This window comes from Flavobacterium saliperosum, from assembly GCF_900100625.1.
Lineage (GTDB): Bacteria > Bacteroidota > Bacteroidia > Flavobacteriales > Flavobacteriaceae > Flavobacterium > Flavobacterium saliperosum.
In genome coordinates, this window is sequence record NZ_FMTY01000010.1 from 38,570 (window position 1) to 55,487 (window position 16,918).

The 16,918-nt window shown below is 38.6% G+C and carries 19 protein-coding genes; 10 read left to right on the forward strand and 9 right to left on the reverse strand.

Features of this window, described 5'->3' with window-relative positions; translation table 11 throughout:
- Positions 1–8: 8 nt before the first annotated feature.
- From BLQ05_RS13240 to BLQ05_RS13255, 4 genes are all read right to left on the reverse strand, one after another.
- A complete protein-coding gene (locus BLQ05_RS13240) occupies positions 9–1,313 on the reverse strand; it encodes an ABC transporter permease (protein ID WP_035655029.1) in 1,305 nt (434 codons plus the stop codon).
- Positions 1,313–2,236 (reverse strand): ABC transporter ATP-binding protein, encoded by a 924-nt coding sequence (locus BLQ05_RS13245; protein WP_023577561.1) that lies wholly within the window; start codon positions 2,234–2,236, stop codon positions 1,313–1,315. The genes BLQ05_RS13240 and BLQ05_RS13245 overlap by 1 nt, the downstream gene beginning before the upstream one ends.
- Before the next feature lie 129 nt (positions 2,237–2,365).
- The gene (gene dnaJ, locus BLQ05_RS13250) at positions 2,366–3,493 is read right to left on the reverse strand and encodes a molecular chaperone DnaJ (protein ID WP_023577560.1); all 1,128 of its coding nucleotides are present in this window, start codon (positions 3,491–3,493) and stop codon (positions 2,366–2,368) included.
- Between the two features lie 19 nt (positions 3,494–3,512).
- Entirely contained in the window at positions 3,513–4,049 is a 537-nt protein-coding gene (locus BLQ05_RS13255) for a nucleotide exchange factor GrpE (RefSeq protein WP_394359137.1), read from the reverse strand.
- A gap of 207 nt (positions 4,050–4,256) precedes the next feature.
- Between BLQ05_RS13255 and BLQ05_RS13260 the strand changes: the two genes are divergently transcribed.
- Positions 4,257–4,922 (forward strand): YceI family protein, encoded by a 666-nt coding sequence (locus BLQ05_RS13260; protein WP_023577558.1) that lies wholly within the window; start codon positions 4,257–4,259, stop codon positions 4,920–4,922.
- 64 nt (positions 4,923–4,986) lie between these two features.
- On the opposite strand, the gene BLQ05_RS13265 is transcribed toward BLQ05_RS13260, so the two are convergent.
- Together BLQ05_RS13265 and BLQ05_RS13270 are read right to left on the reverse strand one after the other, a co-directional pair.
- Entirely contained in the window at positions 4,987–5,892 is a 906-nt protein-coding gene (locus BLQ05_RS13265) for a TIGR01777 family oxidoreductase (protein ID WP_074460145.1), read from the reverse strand.
- Positions 5,893–5,972: 80 nt separating this feature from the next.
- Positions 5,973–6,425: a DUF4442 domain-containing protein gene (locus tag BLQ05_RS13270; protein WP_023577556.1), complete on the reverse strand. Its 453-nt coding sequence runs from the start codon at positions 6,423–6,425 to the stop codon at positions 5,973–5,975.
- A 171-nt stretch (positions 6,426–6,596) separates the two neighbouring features.
- Here BLQ05_RS13270 and BLQ05_RS13275 point away from each other — a divergent pair, with 171 nt between their 5' ends.
- The 7 genes from BLQ05_RS13275 (at position 6,597) to BLQ05_RS13305 (ending at position 12,616) form a co-directional block, all read left to right on the forward strand.
- Positions 6,597–7,055, forward strand: coding sequence for a hypothetical protein (locus tag BLQ05_RS13275; RefSeq protein ID WP_023577555.1), 459 nt, complete (start codon positions 6,597–6,599; stop codon positions 7,053–7,055).
- A 228-nt stretch (positions 7,056–7,283) separates the two neighbouring features.
- Positions 7,284–7,736 (forward strand): DUF4870 domain-containing protein, encoded by a 453-nt coding sequence (locus BLQ05_RS13280; protein ID WP_035655028.1) that lies wholly within the window; start codon positions 7,284–7,286, stop codon positions 7,734–7,736.
- A 70-nt stretch (positions 7,737–7,806) separates the two neighbouring features.
- Positions 7,807–8,136 carry a PadR family transcriptional regulator gene (locus tag BLQ05_RS13285; RefSeq protein WP_023577553.1) on the forward strand — a complete coding sequence of 110 codons (330 nt, stop codon included), beginning with the start codon at positions 7,807–7,809 and terminating at the stop codon, positions 8,134–8,136.
- Between the two features lie 5 nt (positions 8,137–8,141).
- Positions 8,142–9,866: a PspC domain-containing protein gene (locus tag BLQ05_RS13290; RefSeq protein WP_023577552.1), complete on the forward strand. Its 1,725-nt coding sequence runs from the start codon at positions 8,142–8,144 to the stop codon at positions 9,864–9,866.
- Positions 9,867–9,869: 3 nt separating this feature from the next.
- Positions 9,870–10,934, forward strand: coding sequence for a M23 family metallopeptidase (locus BLQ05_RS13295; protein ID WP_023577551.1), 1,065 nt, complete (start codon positions 9,870–9,872; stop codon positions 10,932–10,934).
- Positions 10,935–10,970: 36 nt separating this feature from the next.
- Entirely contained in the window at positions 10,971–11,711 is a 741-nt protein-coding gene (locus BLQ05_RS13300; protein WP_023577550.1) for a head GIN domain-containing protein, read from the forward strand.
- A 71-nt stretch (positions 11,712–11,782) separates the two neighbouring features.
- Positions 11,783–12,616 (forward strand): GIN domain-containing protein, encoded by an 834-nt coding sequence (locus tag BLQ05_RS13305; RefSeq protein ID WP_023577549.1) that lies wholly within the window; start codon positions 11,783–11,785, stop codon positions 12,614–12,616.
- 59 nt (positions 12,617–12,675) lie between these two features.
- On the opposite strand, the gene BLQ05_RS13310 is transcribed toward BLQ05_RS13305, so the two are convergent.
- On the reverse strand, positions 12,676–13,491 hold the full coding sequence (locus BLQ05_RS13310; protein WP_023577548.1) for a lysophospholipid acyltransferase family protein: 816 nt from the start codon (positions 13,489–13,491) through the stop codon (positions 12,676–12,678).
- Positions 13,492–13,548: 57 nt separating this feature from the next.
- The gene (locus BLQ05_RS13315; RefSeq protein ID WP_023577547.1) at positions 13,549–14,187 is read right to left on the reverse strand and encodes an NUDIX hydrolase; all 639 of its coding nucleotides are present in this window, start codon (positions 14,185–14,187) and stop codon (positions 13,549–13,551) included.
- 74 nt (positions 14,188–14,261) lie between these two features.
- On the opposite strand from BLQ05_RS13315, the gene BLQ05_RS13320 reads away from it, so the two are divergent.
- Positions 14,262–14,705: a DUF4268 domain-containing protein gene (locus BLQ05_RS13320; RefSeq protein WP_023577546.1), complete on the forward strand. Its 444-nt coding sequence runs from the start codon at positions 14,262–14,264 to the stop codon at positions 14,703–14,705.
- A 24-nt stretch (positions 14,706–14,729) separates the two neighbouring features.
- Here BLQ05_RS13320 and BLQ05_RS13325 read toward each other — a convergent pair whose 3' ends face one another.
- Positions 14,730–15,968 carry a glycosyltransferase family 4 protein gene (locus BLQ05_RS13325; protein WP_035655027.1) on the reverse strand — a complete coding sequence of 413 codons (1,239 nt, stop codon included), beginning with the start codon at positions 15,966–15,968 and terminating at the stop codon, positions 14,730–14,732.
- A gap of 68 nt (positions 15,969–16,036) precedes the next feature.
- On the opposite strand from BLQ05_RS13325, the gene BLQ05_RS13330 reads away from it, so the two are divergent.
- A complete protein-coding gene (locus BLQ05_RS13330) occupies positions 16,037–16,618 on the forward strand; it encodes a MiaE family protein (RefSeq protein ID WP_023577544.1) in 582 nt (193 codons plus the stop codon).
- Positions 16,619–16,918: the final 300 nt, after the last annotated feature.

The window sequence follows — 16,918 nt, forward strand, 5'->3', positions numbered from 1 at the left end:
AACCAAATTTAATACTTAAGCCACTTATACATTTCTTTCCAGGTTGGTTTTTTACCATACATTAAAATTCCCACTCGGTAAATTTTAGAGGCAAACCAAACCACTCCCAAAAAGGTTCCGAATAACAATACGATGGACAACACCAACTGCCACCAAGGCACACCGAACGGGATTCGCATTAACATTACGATAGGTGAGGTAAACGGAATCATCGAGAATATTGTGGCGACGGTTCCGTGCGGATCGTTCATTACTGTAAAGAACCCTACGTAAACCCCTAACATTAACGGCATAATGATCGGTAACAAAAACTGTTGGGAATCGGTTTCGGAATCGACCGCAGCACCAATGGCCGCGTAAAGCGAGCTGTATAAGAAATAACCTCCGATGAAATAGATAATGAAACACGTTACCAATGTTCCGATAGGCAGGTTCCAGATTTCTTTCAGATATACTTGTATTGTGCCGCCCATTTCCTGTTGTGCCGCATTCATCATCTCCGGGTCAATCGAAGAAGCGGCTCCGGCCTGAACTCCGAAGAACGAAGAAACGCCAACTAAAAGCACACCGCCTACAATGGCCCAAATCACAAATTGAAGAATTCCGGCTAATGAATTTCCGATGATTTTCCCCATCATTAACTGATAAGGTTTAACAGAAGAAATGATGATTTCGATGATACGATTGGTTTTCTCTTCGATTACACTTCGCATTACAAAATTTCCATAGATGATAATGAACATCATAATCAGATATCCGAAAGCCGAACCGATTCCGATTTTTATTTCGTTTAATCCTTTCAGACTGTTTTCTCCGGAAAATTTAGCCAAATGGATATCCGATTTTACCTGAGCCGAATCGATTTTAGCCGAATCAAATCCCATCGCTTTCAGATTGTTTTGCGTGAGCTGATGGTCAATTACATTTTCCATTTCCATAATATATTCCATACTCGGACTGTCATCGGAAATGTATTCCACCTTGGTTGCCAAATCTTTCGGATTGGTCACTTTCGGGATGTGAATCAAACCTTCGTAACTTTTACTTGCAGTGTCTTTTGCCACTTGGAACGGCATCGCGGATAAATCGACATAGACTGTTTCCTCGGAATTTTTAAAATCTTTTTTAAACAATCCCGTTTCATCGTGAATGGCAATCCGCTTGATTTCGCCTTCGTTCATATTGGTCAGATAGCCAATTAAAAAGGACATTCCGACAATTAATAAGGGACTTAAAAAAGTCATCACGATGAAGGATTTATTACGCACTTTGGCAATAAATTCTCTTCTAATAATTAATGCTAATACTCCCATTATTTCTGGCTTACGGTTTGAATGAAAATGTCGTTGATACTTGGAATTTTTTCCACGAAATGCGTTACCTGACCGTTTTGCGTTAAGACATTCAATAACTCATTGGGCGCGGAACCGTTTAATTGTACTTCCAGTTTCAGTTCGTCATTGAGTGATTTGAAATCGGTTTGCTTCAATTGGAATTTTTGCGTCAGATCGTACATCAAACGTTCAACATTATTAGACAGGATGCCCACTTCGTAAGCATTGGTTCGGTGTGATTTTTTTACGTCAATCAGTTTTCCTTCGATCAGTTTGTTGGATTTGTGGATTAACGCAATGTAGTCACACATTTCCTCCACGCTTTCCATACGGTGTGTCGAAAAAATTACGGAAGTCCCTTTTTTGTTCAGTTCGATGATTTCATCTTTTATCAGATTGGCGTTCACCGGATCGAAACCAGAAAACGGTTCGTCTAAAATCAACAATTTCGGTTCGTGCAGTACCGTAACGATGAACTGTACTTTTTGCGCCATTCCTTTAGAAAGTTCCTGAATTTTTTTATCCCACCAGGTTTCGATTTCGAATTTTTCGAACCAATATTTCAGTTGTTTTTTAGCATGGGCGTGCGACAATCCTTTTAATTGTGCCAAATACAGACACTGTTCCCCTACTTTCATGGTTTTGTACAAACCGCGTTCTTCGGGCATATACCCGATATGCTGCACATGATGCGGGGCCAGTTTTTCTCCGTCGAGATACACCTCACCGGCATCCGGCATGGTAATTTGATTGATAATACGGATTAGAGATGTTTTTCCGGCACCATTCGGACCGAGAAGTCCGTAAATACTGCCTTGGGGAACTTGTAACGAAACGCTGTTCAGTGCGGTATAGTCGCCATACTGTTTGACAACATTTCTAACTTCAAGAATTGAACTCATGAATTTATTTTGTTTTGGTAAAAGTACGTATTAGATACTAAATGTCGGAATTTGTTACAAAAAAAACCCACCCTAATTTGCACCAGGATGGGAAAAAATTGTCATGTTAAAAACATAACAACAAAAAAATTATGAAAACATGTCTTTTACTTTCTCAAAAAAAGACTTGTCTGTTTTTTCAGGTTTCGGAATAAAATTATCGTCGGTTAACACTTTTTCAAAAAACTGTTTTTGTTCTTTGGATAATGATTTCGGTGTCCAGACATTTACGTGTACCAGCAAATCGCCGTTTCCGTAACTGTTGATGCTTGGGATTCCTTTTCCTTTCAGACGAAGAATCTTTCCGGATTGGATACCTTCTTCCAGTTTGATTCTCACTTTTCCGCCTATTGCTTCGATATCTTTTGAAGTCCCTAAAGCCGCCTCGGCAAAACTGATGTACAAATCGTAATGCAGGTTTTCCCCTTCGCGTTTTAAAAACTCGTGTTCCACTTCTTCAATCACTACGATTAAATCGCCCGGAACACTGTTGGAACCCGGAGCATCGTTTCCTTTTCCGGAAACTTTCAATTGCATACCGTCAACAACGCCTGCAGGAATTTTGATGGATACGGTTTCGTCTTCCATTACCATTCCGTGTGCATCGGCCTGATTGGGTTTGCTGTCTATCATCTGCCCTGTTCCGCCACAAGAATGACATGGCGAAGACGTTTGCATTCTTCCTAAAATCGTATTGGTCACTTTCATTACCTGACCCGAACCATGACAGGTTGGACAAGTTCTGTAGGTTACCCCTTGGGCCTGAACTTTACGTTTTACTTTTACTTTTTTCTCTACCCCGTTGGCAATTTCTTCCAGTGTAAGTTTTACTTTGATACGAAGATTGCTTCCTTTCATTCTGCGTTGACCGCCGCCACCGCCGCCAAATCCTCCGAAACCGCCACCAAAGGCACCTCCGAAGATGTCCCCGAATTGGCTGAAAATATCATCCATGTTCATGTGATGACCGCCTCCGCCAAATCCGCCGGCACCGTCAAAAGCGGCATGACCGTATTGATCGTAACGTGCTTTTTTGTCAGCATCCCCTAAAACCTCATAGGCTTCGGCCGCTTCTTTGAATTTATCTTCCGCCGCTTTGTCACCCGGATTTTTATCGGGATGGAATTCAATCGCTTTTTTACGGTAGGCTTTTTTTATCTGTTCAGCTGTAGCGCTTCTTTCAACTCCTAATACTTCGTATAAATCTCTTTTCTTCATCAGTCAAATCTATTTTGGCTTACTGCCCAATAACTACTTTTGGAAAACGAATGATCTTGTCGCCCAATTTGTATCCTTTTTCCACTACATCCACAACTTTCCCTTTCATATCATCTCCTGCCGGAATTTGAGTGATGGCCTCAGCAAAATCAGCATCAAAAGCATCTCCCGCTTTAACTTCCACTTCTTCCAATCCTTTTGAAACCAGAGTTGATTTTAATTTTTCGTAAATCAATTCCACCCCTTTAACCAAGGCTTCATCTTCCGATTTTAAAATCTGCGTAAGCGCTCTGTCGAAGTCGTCCATTACCGGTAGCATGGATTGTAAAACTTCCTGTCCGGCCGTTTTAAACAAATCCATACGCTCTTTTGAAGTACGTTTTTTATAATTTTCAAACTCGGCGAACAATCGCAGGAATTTGTCTTTTTCTTTTGCTAAATCTTCCTCAAGCTGCTCTTCGGCAGTCAGTACCGGATTGGCAATTTCCTGATTTTCTGAAACATTTTCATTTTGTAACTGTTCATTCTCGATGTTTTCAGTACTTTCCTGGCTCATATTTTTAAATATTTTTTTGAACATTATTTTCTTGTATCGCTGTTTGGATTGCAAATGTATTGCCAAAGGTGTAAAAAATGTCAATTTGTCATTCGTTTTTTTATTTAAAAATTGGAAAGACAGATTATCTTGGTTAACTTTAATATAATTTTAAGAAGTTTTTGTTTACGAATAAATAGATTTGTCTAACACATAAAAATAATCTCCATGAAAAAAATTGTTTTAAGCCTTCTTGTAGTTTCTGCTTTAATGAGTGTTTCGTGCAAAAAAAACGGTGCAAACGAGTCGGATTCAAAAATACCTACGGAAGCAGCCATCTCTTCTGAAGGAGCAAAATATGTGGCCAGCACAACAGAATCTGTCATTAACTGGTCGGGGTCCAAACCGGCAGGAAAGCATTCCGGAACCATTAATTTGAAAGATGGGGAAATCCTCGTTAAGGACAATAAAGTGGTATCGGGAAAATTCACGATTAATATGAACACGATTACCGTTACCGATTTAAAATCAGACGACGGAAAAGAAGATTTGGAAGCCCATTTAAAAGGAACCGGTGACAAAGAAGGACAAGATCACTTTTTTAACATCAAGAAATACCCGAGCGGATTTTTTGCCATTACCAGTATTGAAGAAAAAGAAGGAAAAACTATAGTTTATGGAAATCTTACCCTTAAAGATGTAACCAAATCTGTTAATTTCCCCGCCAACATTTCCGTATCGGATAATGAAGTTACTATCGACAGCGACACTTTGGTCTTAAACAGAACCTATTGGAATATCAACTATGCGTCAAGATCTCTTTTTGACAACCTTAAAGATAAGTTCATTAACGACGAAATCGAAATCCAAGTCCGCGTTAAAGCGACGAAATAATTATTAATTCATCTTACGTTATATTTTTAAAAAGCATTCGCCACGGCGAATGCTTTTTTTATGCTCATACCAATAAATTATCGAGTGCCTTTTCCAGGATTTTATATTTGAACTGAAAACCGTTATTCAAAGCTTTTTGCGCACTTACCTTCTGACTTTCAAACAATAAAATATGCATTTCTCCTAAAAGCATCTTCATTAGGAATTGCGGAACATTGGGAAATATAATGTCTTTATCCAACACCTCGGCAATACTTTTAACCAATTCCGAATTGGTCACCGGATGTGGCGCCACCGCATTATAGACTCCGCTCCAGTTGTTTTGAACCGCAAACAGAAACATGGCGACCAAATCGTGAATGTGAATCCACGACTGCATTTGTTTTCCGGTTCCGAAAGCCGCTCCCATTCCGGATTGTATGGGTTTTACCAATTGTGGCAATGCGCCGCCTTCCTTCGCCAGCACCAAACCGATACGAAGCTTGCAGACCGTAATATTCAAACGTTTGAACTTTTCCAGGGAATATTCCCATTTTTCGGTAACCGTGCCTAAAAATGTCGAACTGATGCTGGTGTTTTCTTCCGAATAGACTTCAGTTACACTACTGGGATAAATTCCGATAGCAGAAGCCGAAACAATTTGTTTGACCTGATTGGGATTGTTTTTGAGCGCATTAAACAGAAGATTAGTCGTAAGAATACGGCTTTCAATAATTTCCTGTTTATAGGAATTGGTCCAACGTTTGGCTATGGTAGCACCGGCAAGATGAATGATAGCATCGACTCCAAGAAGGCAATTTTCATCAATTATACCTTTTTGGGGATTCCATAAAAAGCCGTGGTAGTTTGGCTCACTTTCTATTTTCTTAGCAGAAGTGGTTAAATAATGAATTGTTATTCCGTTTTGCAAAAGCAACGAAACCAGCTCCTTCCCTATTAACCCGGTTGCTCCTGTAACTAAAACTTTCATATTCAGCTTTTTATTACAAATTTAAAAGGCAAACGGCTAAAATAAATGTTAATTAAGTTAGGTTTAACTTTTATGCAGAATTACTTTACTTTAATACTCCATTCAAAGTCCATTTCCGACACCTGATCGCCTTTTTCATCGGTTCCGATGGATTTCATCCAGAAGGTTTGCCCTTCGCCGGAAGTTATGGCGCGCTGAATGGCTTCCTCTATTAAGTGCCCGTCTTTACACACAAAAGTAATGCGACCTCTTGCCTTTTTAGTGAAGTTGCCTTTGTTGTTAGCTACCAGCATGGAAATTTTCTTTCCGCTTTTTTTGATCTGATACATTACTAATGCGCCCGTGGTAAGTTCGGCAGCCATTGCCTGTACCGCAAAATACATGGAATCAAACGGATTTTGATTGAACCAGCGGTGCTTAACTGAAACCACACATTCTAACGGTGAAATCTGTTTTACGCGTACGCCGCTCCAAAAAGCAGACGGCAATTTAAAAAATAAAAAAGTATTCAGTTTTGACGGTGTAAACTCCATAACGCTATATTTTAGGCTAATGTACAAAAAAATACTATGCATTCATACAAAATTACAATTGTTAAAAAAATGTTAATTATTAGTACTTTGTATTGCAAGGTATCTGCTTTTAGCCTTATCTTTGTATAAGAAATTAATGGTCTATCTATAGTATTATAAAAATCAATCATCATGAAAAAATCAGTTATTTATTTAGGAATCGCTTTATTAACAATTACAAACGTTATTTCAGCATTAGCACAGCAATCCTTCATTAAAGAAGAGAGCTTGGCGCAAACGGTAACTTCAAGAACAAATTCAGTTGAAAACGCATTGGACAATCGCTCCTCTGAAAGAAGAGACACCAACGAGGACAGAGAAGCCGCAAATGGTAATATGGAAATCATCGCAGTCACCGCTTATCAAAAAACCATGGAGGAAATTATAGCGGAAAACAATCTGATAATCGAGAGTACAATTTTAACAGAACAAGATGTTGAAGACAATCAACTTGACATTTCAATAGATGCAAGTCCTTTTACAAGTGAAAAAACAATTGAGGAAAGAATACAGCAAGACAGTCAGATAATCGAAAGCCCGATTTTAAATGCCGTACAACCCATCAGTTTAGCAAAGTCCAAGAAATCATAACTTACGATCTTAAAGTACACAATCTAAATGTTAAAAATTTGTTAAACATAAGTACTTTGTATTACAAGGTATCTTCTTTTAGACTTATCTTTGTATAAGAAATTAATAGCCTATATATAGTATTGTTAGAATATTAATTAAAGAGTTTCAATCATCAATCAAAAATCACCCGAGGCGCAGCCGAACTGTTTGGAGCGCAACGGAAAAAAATCATCAAAATCAAACACCATGACAACGTCAACCGAAAAAAACACAGCAACCGTTTTACACTTGAGTACATTAACACAGTATTTCATTCCGCTGGGAAATTATTTCTTCCCTATTTTAATCTGGGCCTTCCGAAAAGACAAATCGGACTTCGTGGATTATACCGGAAAACAAGCGTTGAATTTTCAATTGAGTATGTTGTTGTATTCCTTAGTATTGGCTGCTATCGCCATTCCAACATTACTGTATTCGATATTCAGCAATGTAAGCATCCATCAGTTTGAACAAGGGGATTTTCAATTGGAGCAATTAACGGCCGGAAACATTACCGGAATTGCAACAATCGCTTTATCAGCCGTTTTCCTGTTTGCCGCTTTAAAAGTCGCCGAGTTCTTCCTAATCATATATGCTGCTGTAAAAACCAGCAACGGAGAACGTTACCGATTTCCAATGAGTATTTCCTTTTTAAAATAAAATCACAAAAAGAGTTTCAATCATCACAATCAATCAAAAATGATCAGTTTAACCACAAAAAAGAGAATCTATGAACATTGAGAACACAAAAGCTCAGATGCGTAAAGGGGTTTTAGAGTTTTGTATCCTATCTGTATTAAAAGAAAAAGATGCCTATACTTCCGAAATCTTAGACACACTGAAAAACGCCAAACTGCTAGTAGTTGAAGGAACCGTGTATCCGCTGCTAACACGATTAAAAAACGACGGATTACTCAACTATCGTTGGGAAGAATCCACATCGGGACCGCCTAGAAAATATTATGGTTTAACCGATGAAGGACACGAATTTTTAAAAGAATTAAATGGCACCTGGGCCGAACTATCCGATGCCGTAAACATAATAACCAGCCAAAACTAAGAGTCATGAACAAAACAGTAAGTATAAATTTAGGAGGTTTTTCTTTTCATATTGACGAAGACGCCTATCAAAAATTAAGTCGCTATTTTGATGCCATAAAACGTTCCCTTTCCCCAGACGGAAGAGACGAAATCATGAACGACATAGAAAGCAGAGTTGCCGAACTTTTATCGGAGAAACTTTCAAACGAAAAACAGGTAATCGCACTATCCGAAATTGATCAGGTTATTGCCGTTATGGGACAACCGGAAGATTACCGTATTGAAGACGAAACAACACAAACAACCTATACCACCTACAATCCGACGGGTTCAAAAAAATTGTACCGTGATAAGGAAAAAGGAATGCTTGGTGGTGTATTGGCAGGTCTTGGACATTATTTTGGTGTAGATCCGCTTTGGTTACGAATCATCATGGTTATCTTGGTTTTCAGTTGGGGAATCGGATTCATTCCATACATCATCCTTTGGATTTTAGTACCGGAAGCAAAAACAACTTCAGAAAAACTGGAAATGACCGGGCAACCCATTACCATTTCTAATATCGAGAAAAAAGTAAAGGAAGGCTTTGGCGAAATCTCTGATACCATCAACAACATCGATCACAAAAAAATTGCTGACGGTGCCAAAGACGGAGCCCAAAAAGTAGCTTCTTCCATAGAAGACGTGTTCATGACTATTTTTAAAGCTATTGGTAAAGTAATCGGAGCGTTTATCGTGATTTTTTCAGCAATGAGTTTGATCGGAATTATCGTTGCTTCGTTAATGATGCTTTTCTCGGCAGCACTTCCAACGCTGCCATGGGCTCACGAAATTAACGGCGGAAATTTCTCTGAAATACCCTTATGGCTTATCGGAACGCTAATGCTTTTCACCATCGGAATTCCATTATTCTTTTTGTTCCTTTTAGGATTGAAAATTCTAATGCCGAATTTGAAATCGATTGGAAGTTTTGGAAAACTTACCTTACTTGGGCTTTGGATCATCGCGGTAATCAGTTCTATCTACTTCGGAGTTCGTCAGGCAACAGAAACCGGTTACGACGGAAAAGTGGTTAAAAAAGAACAATTGCTTATCAATCCTTCGGATACGTTAAACATCAAATTCCGTTTCAATGACTATTTTTCAAAAACGGCCGATGGAAAAACCGATTTCCATTTCACACAGGATTCGACTCAAAATGAGGTAATCTATTCGAACAATATTGAATTGCACATCTTAAAAACGACTGAGGCGCCATATATTCAAATTGAAAGAACAGCGGAAGGAAAATCGTTATCCGAAGCAAGAAAACGTGCAGAAAAAATAAGATATAATTTTGAAATTCAAGGAAATACATTAATTTTAGATAATTATTTACTGACTGAAATCGAAAACAAATACCGTAATCAGGAAGTACAGATTTTCCTTTACCTACCGGAAGGGACTATCATTCACCCGGATGGAAACACATCGGAATATTTAAACAATCATTATTCGAATTACAATTTCTATACGGACAGTGATCAGAATTATTACAAAGTTGAAAAAGACGAATTAAAATGTCTGAACTGCCCGGCTGATGATGAAGATTTTTACGAAGAAGAAGTGGACAGTACCGGAAGTAAAACAACAACCGTTACCATAAACGAAAATGGTTTGCAAATCAAAGAACGTGAAAAGGTAACCAACAAAACCGTTGAAGGTGTCGAAGTAAGAGAGGACAAAGTAATCATTACTACGAAAAACTAAAAAATGAAATCATCAATCAAATATTTTTTAATAGTAACCTTTGGTTTTGGAAGTTGTATTGTAAATGCCCAGAATGTCGTAATCAAACATCAACCTGAGCATCCGATAATTGAAAAAACAGACAGCAAAAAAGCGCTTAATTTCGATTTCATCATCAGCAACAGTTCAAAAGACACCATGCGATTAACCCGACTGGAAGTACGTCTTTTAGACAAAAACAAAAGATTAATTCAACAAAAGTTCTTAGACAATAACGGTACCGCACCAAGTATAAACACCATTCCTGAAATTCAATGGAATGGTGTTTCACAGCGGCTGATTTTCAACCCCTTTCACGAGGTGCATTCGGCAACACACCAACTGGAATACCTCTTCACTTTTAACAACAACATTGAAGTGAAAGAAACGGTGGTTCCGATGGAATACAATCAGTTGGTAGATTTTAATCTGCCTTTACAATCAAAAGTATTGGTGTATGACGGTCACGATTTCTATTCGCACCACAGACGGTTCGATTACGAATTCATGCCGATAAAACAATTGGGGTTCAACGGGAATTTTATGCGTTATGCTTATGATTTCGTCGTACTGAATGCTGAAGGAAAACAGTTTACCGGAAAAGGGGAAAACAACACCGACTGGTTCGGATTCGGAAGTGACGTAACCGCAGTGGCAGATGGAGAAATCATCGCTGTGGAAACCAATCAGAAAGACGACAAATCTTTTGATATTCCGAGTTTAAAAGCCAATCCGATGGCGCTTTACGGAAACTATGTTGTAATCAAACATGACACCGATGTTTACAGCATGTACGGTCATTTAAAAAATGAAAGTTCAAAAGCATTTAAAATCGGAGCGAAAGTAAAGAAAGGTCAGAAAATCGGACAAATAGGAACATCGGGAAGTTCGTTTTTTCCACACCTGCATTTTGAAATGAGAAACAACATCAGTCACGATGCCGAAGGTTTACCTTCCTATTTCAGCAATTATTCGATTTTTCTGGGTTCGACACAAGAAAATATTAAAAAAGGAACGGTAAATACCGGAGACATCATTCAATCAAAATAAATCTCCCGATAACTATCGGGACAAAAAATCAACACTATGATAAAAGTAGTTATTCACCTGACAAAAGTAGTAATCGCAGCAGTTGTTGCCTTACTATTCGCTTCATGTACTATGAATGTCGGTTCGCTTAAAAAAGTGGACGGTAGCAGAAACGTAGTAACCAAAAATCGAAATATTTCTTCGGATTTCACTTCGATTAAAGCCAGCAACGGATTGGAAATCATTCTGGAGCAAGGTTCCACTACGGAAGTTAAAGTGGAAGCCGATGACAATTTACAGGAACACATTAAAACCGAAATCACCGACGGAGAATTAAAAATCTATGCTGATATAAATATCCGAAATGCGAAATCAAAAAAAGTATTCGTTAGATTGGCCAAGCTGAATTCATTAGAGACCTCAAGCGGTTCATCCGTATCAAGCGTAAACGTATTGGAAAACACCTCCATGGATTTTTCCTCAAGCAGCGGCAGTGAAATTGATGTGAAAGTGAATGCGGCTACTGTGAGTTGTAAAAGCAGCAGCGGCAGTGAAATCAGAATCAGCGGTAAAGCCGATAAATTAGAAACAGAATCTTCCAGCGGAAGTACAATTGAAGCACAGGATTTAATCGTAAAAAACGCCGTAGCCGATTCCTCTAGCGGAAGCTCAATCAATTTAAACGTATCCGAAACATTGACGGCAGAAGCCAGCAGCGGAAGTTCGGTTTCCTATGAAAACGAACCGAAAACACTTAACAAAAAGGTCAGTTCCGGAGGAAGTGTCAGCGTCGAATAATCAAAATTTAAAAACATCAGTAATAGCTGATGTTTTTTTTTATATTTGTGTAAACTAAAGATGAACCCCAAATGAAAAAAGTCTATTTTCTATTAATTGCATTAGTGATTACGTCGGTTGCTCTTGGGCAGAAAAAGGAAAAAATAAAAGGTTCCAAAATAGTAACGGTAACCCAAAAAGAAGTGGAACCGTTTGAAAATCTGGAAATTGAAGACAACCTGGAAATTTTCATCATAAAAGGAGACAAACAATCCATCGAGATTGAAGCCGATGATAATCTGCACGATGTGCTGAAATATGAAATGGTGGGCAACTCGCTTCGTTTGAGTTCCACCAAAGAAGTTACCGGTGCCAAAAAATTCAGCGTAAGGGTTACTTATACCGATATCTTAAAATTAATCACCGTAAAACAGGAGGCACAATTAAATTCATTAGCCGATTTGCAATTGGATGAAATCACAATAAAGAATTACGATTATTCCAAATCGTACCTCAATGTGAAATCAACTCATTTCACTCTATTGATGAACGATAAATCCAAAGCAGAACTGAATATCAAATCCGAATCCGCTACGTTGGAATTAAGCAAAAATGCCGAACTGAAAGCCTTGGTTGCCACGCAAAATCTGAAATTGGATTTATACCAAAAAACATCGGCAAATGTTGAAGGAGACGCCACTATGGCCAAAATTCGTCTGGATAACAATTCCAATTTAACAGCCAAAAAATTAATTGCCGCTGAAATGGAATTAACTGCAGAGGCTTACAGTAATGTAAGTGTAAACGCAACTAACAAAATAAGCATTACAGCAACCGGAAAATCTGAAATTCAACTTTTCGGAGCGCCAAAAATCAACATGATTAATTTTGCGGACAACGCCACTTTGTATAAGAAACAACAATAATTATCGATAATTCAAAATAAAAAAATCCCAATCGGTTTTTGATTGGGATTTTTTTTATGCTAATAATGCCATTGGCGCTGTTTGTCCAATTCTTCCATTACTTCTATTTCTTCCTTAGGGATAACCTTTAAAAAAGACGGGTGTTGTTCGATGGCATATTCGATTTTTTCAACAATCTCTTCGATCGTGTCATTTTCATAATCAATCTGCAACGGTTCTTTAATGATAAACGACTGCAGAATTCCTTTTTTCTTCAAACGCAACCCCTTTTTGTCAAACGAACGTCGGAAACCATCGATTACGATGGGCACCACAATGGGCTTGTGTTGTTTGATAATGTGGGCCGTTCCTTTACGAACCGGCTTAAACGATTTGGTGGTCCCTTGCGGAAACGTGATTACCCAACCGTCAGCCAACGCAATTTTAATATTCTCGGTATCATTGGGATTGACTTCTTTTTTCTCATGTTCGGCTACATCCTTTCCGCCTGCCCTCCAGGTTCTTTCCACTGTGATGGCGCCCACATAAGCCAAAATTCGTGGTAATAATCCGGATTGCATTGTCTCTTTGGCAGCCACATAATAAATGTTCAGTTTCGGATTCCAAAGATACAATACGTTCCTGATGTTGTCTTCGCGTCCTTTTAAACTGGCATTAAAAACGTGAAACATGGCCACAACATCTGCAAAATACGTTTGGTGATTGGAAATGAAAAGCACATTTCTGTCCGGTAAGGCTCTTATGATTTCGGAACCATCCACATGAAGCTGATTAAACCCACGATAGCGTCTGTGCGTCAATGCTCCGAAAATACGGATCAGCCATTTTTTGATAAAAAGGATATGACCAAAAGGATTTCTTTTAAATAATCCCATAATTCTCAACAGATTTAGTTCTAAAAAAGAGGTGCAAATTTAAACATTTCAATCTATTCAAAGCACTTTTCTGATGGTTTCTTTGAGTTCGCTCATCATCATGGCAGTAGCACCCCAAACCACATATTTATCGACATTAAAAACCGGAACGCTGATGTTATCCGCATACGAAGTGGACATCACCACTTTCGTTATTATCCGGTCGTCCAAAAGCTCCCGCAAAGGCAATTCCAAAACTCTTTTAACCTCATAGGGACTGGGAACAAAAGTAACATCGTCATCGACAATTCCTAAAAAGGGCGATACCAAAAAATTACTGGGTGGGATGTACAATTCGCTAAATGGTTTTATGATCTGAACAGCCTCAGGAGCAACCCCAATCTCCTCATGAGTTTCCCGAAGCGCGGTAAATTGCAAATCAATGTCCGCCGGTTCCACCTTACCTCCCGGAAAAGCAATTTGAGAAGCATGAATTCCCGGATAGGAATTACGAACAATCAATGCCAGATGGGTTTCGTTATTTTTTGGGTACAAAAGCATCATGACAGCAGCCTTTTTGGGGTCTTTGTCCAAATAATCCTTTGTAGAAAGTGAAGAAACTCGCTCCAGAGGTGCCATTTTCATGTGCGCTTCCACCGATAGTAACTTTTCTTTTTCTATTTTTGGAATGTATTTCAAAAATTCCGAGAAATCCATTGTACCTGTTTTTTAATCACCAACTATAAAGTTACCTCAAAAAATAGTTTTAACAAACTTATATCCACAGAAAGATGTTTAGCAAAGAAGAAGCACAGCAAATAAAAAAGGAGTTCTGGACCGCTTTTGCCGAAGCCTATCCCCGAAAATGGTTGCTGTATGACACCAAAATAAAAGATTTTACCTTTAAATTTCATGTGGATAACAAGAAAGCTCAGGTTTTGATTGATATTGAACCCAAAGATGAAGAAAAGAGAAAAATCTATTACGAAAAAATCGAATCCTTAAAAACCATCTTACTGGAAGAATATCTCGATGATGCCATTTTCGAACGCAATTTTTATCTGGAAAACGGAAAGTGCATCAGCAAAATCTGGGTGGAGAAAACCGGAATCAGTTTGTTTAACAAAGCTTCCTGGAACGACATTTTTGACTTTTTTAATGAAAAAATGGATGCTTTTGAGCGCTTTTTCTACGAATATGAAGATTATATCCGTGATCTGGAAATCAACACCTAATACAAAACCGTTCGAAAGAGCGGTTTATTTTTTATTCTTTTCCTCTATCCATTTTGCCATATAATGCGTACTCTGCAAAGTGTGGTGCTGCAACATGCTTCCAATGAAATTATGGCGCCGGTGTTCCGCTAAATTTGCTGTTAGAAAATTGATTTTAAAAACCAATTCCTTCCAAAATTCGCTACCTGAAAAACGTTTTCTAACCAATTCAAATCCATACTGTTGCGCAGCATTCCAAAGCGCTTCCTCCGAATATAAGGCAACTGCTTTTTCAATAAAACCTTCATTGGTGTCTTCAATAAAACCATTCCAAGGCAAATCACCATGCATCGCTTCAGCACCAACAGTCGTTGTCACCGAAGGCGTTCCGTATAACATCGCTTCCAACAATTTCCCTTTGATACCGGCTCCGAAACGTAGGGGCGCTAATAGCACCTTTGCTTTTTCGATTACTTCATCAGCATTTTCAGCACGTCCTTTGATATGGAAACGCTCTTTGGGGTTATCCAACTGAAATACCTTATGCGACGGGTAAGCGCCATAAATCAAAAGATTAGCCTTTGGAAGTTGCTTACTTAAAAACGGCCAAATCTCGGTTTTCAAAACCTGCACGCAATTCCAATTCGGCTCGTGCAGAAAGTTACCGATAAAGACAAAATCGTTTCTGTCATCAAAAGACAAAAGCTTGTCAAACTCATTGACTGCAGCAACATCAACAACTATAGGAAGATAAAACAACAACGTTGTATCAACTTTAAAAATGGATTGCAGCAATTCCATCTCATATTCCGAAATCATCAATGTCAAATCACAACGAAAAATACTGGCGATTTCCCGTTTTGCAACCTCTGAAAACAACAGGGTTGTATTGAATTCCAATTGCTTTTTGTAAGCCAATTGTCTGGCATCCCGCAAACAATGCAAATCTTCGGTATCCAAAATTCGCAACGCATTTGGACAATATTTGGCCACCCGCCAACCGAATTGTTCTTCCACCATGAAACGATCGAAAAGGACTATTTCCGGCTGTAAATCAACGATAAATTCATCAAAACTGACACTATTCATCTTTACTAAGCGGCTCTCCACACCGATTCCAGCCAAATCAACCGCAAAATCCGAACTTACAGAAGTACTTGCATACGTAATGTCATAGCCTTGCGACTGAAAGAAAAGGATAAGCTGCAACATTCGACTGCCTGCCGCGGAAGACTTTGGTTCGACCCAAACCGAACTGATGATTAAGAGTTTTTTATTCTGCATGCTCAAAAATACTCCGCATCCGGTTACAAATCCAAAAAAGAACTTAATTTTGTGTAAAATAATATGAAATGTTAGGTTTAAAATTAGCTACCGATCCTCGTTGGGTGAATATCGTAGAATCGAATATCGAAGAAATACTCACTGATCACGCCTGGTGTGAACAAAAAGCGGCAACAAATGCGATTCACATCATCGCACAAAATCCCGAAAATGAAGAATTGGTTACCGAAATGACTCAAATTGCCCGTGAAGAATTGGAACATTTTCAAATGGTGCACGATATTATTAAGCAACGCGGACTCACTTTAGGTCGTGAGCGCAAGGACAATTACGTGAGCGAACTTTTTAAATTTTCGAAAAAAGACGGCAGCCGAAACGATTCATTAATTGAACGTTTGCTCTTCGCCGCGATGATTGAAGCCAGAAGTTGTGAGCGTTTCCGGATACTTTCCCAAAATATAAAGGATGAGGAATTAGCCAAATTCTATCATGATTTAATGGTCAGTGAGGCCGGGCACTACACGACTTTCTTAAAGTTGGCGAAGAAATATTCCGAAAAAGTCGATGTAGACAAGCGTTGGAAAGAATGGTTAGACTACGAAGGCCGTATCATTACCAATTACGGAAAACAGAAAACCGTTCACGGATAAAACACACAAAACCAATTCATTACGGATTGGTTTTTTCTTATTTGGAGCGATTGGCTTGGTTTATGTTGGCCATCCGTTTTCCTGCTTTACGTTACAATTCCCGCCACTTTTTAATAGTGTCGGGAGATTTCCACTGCAATCAGGGCTGCACTGTAATTGTATTTTGCATTTGTAAAGTCCAAAAAACAAAAATCCTTTCAAATTAATGGTTGGAGTTTTAAACTAAAGATTACAAAACGCTCTATTTTAAGAAGTTGCAAGTTCTTCACTTTACTTTTCTCCAAAATGAAAACGATACAA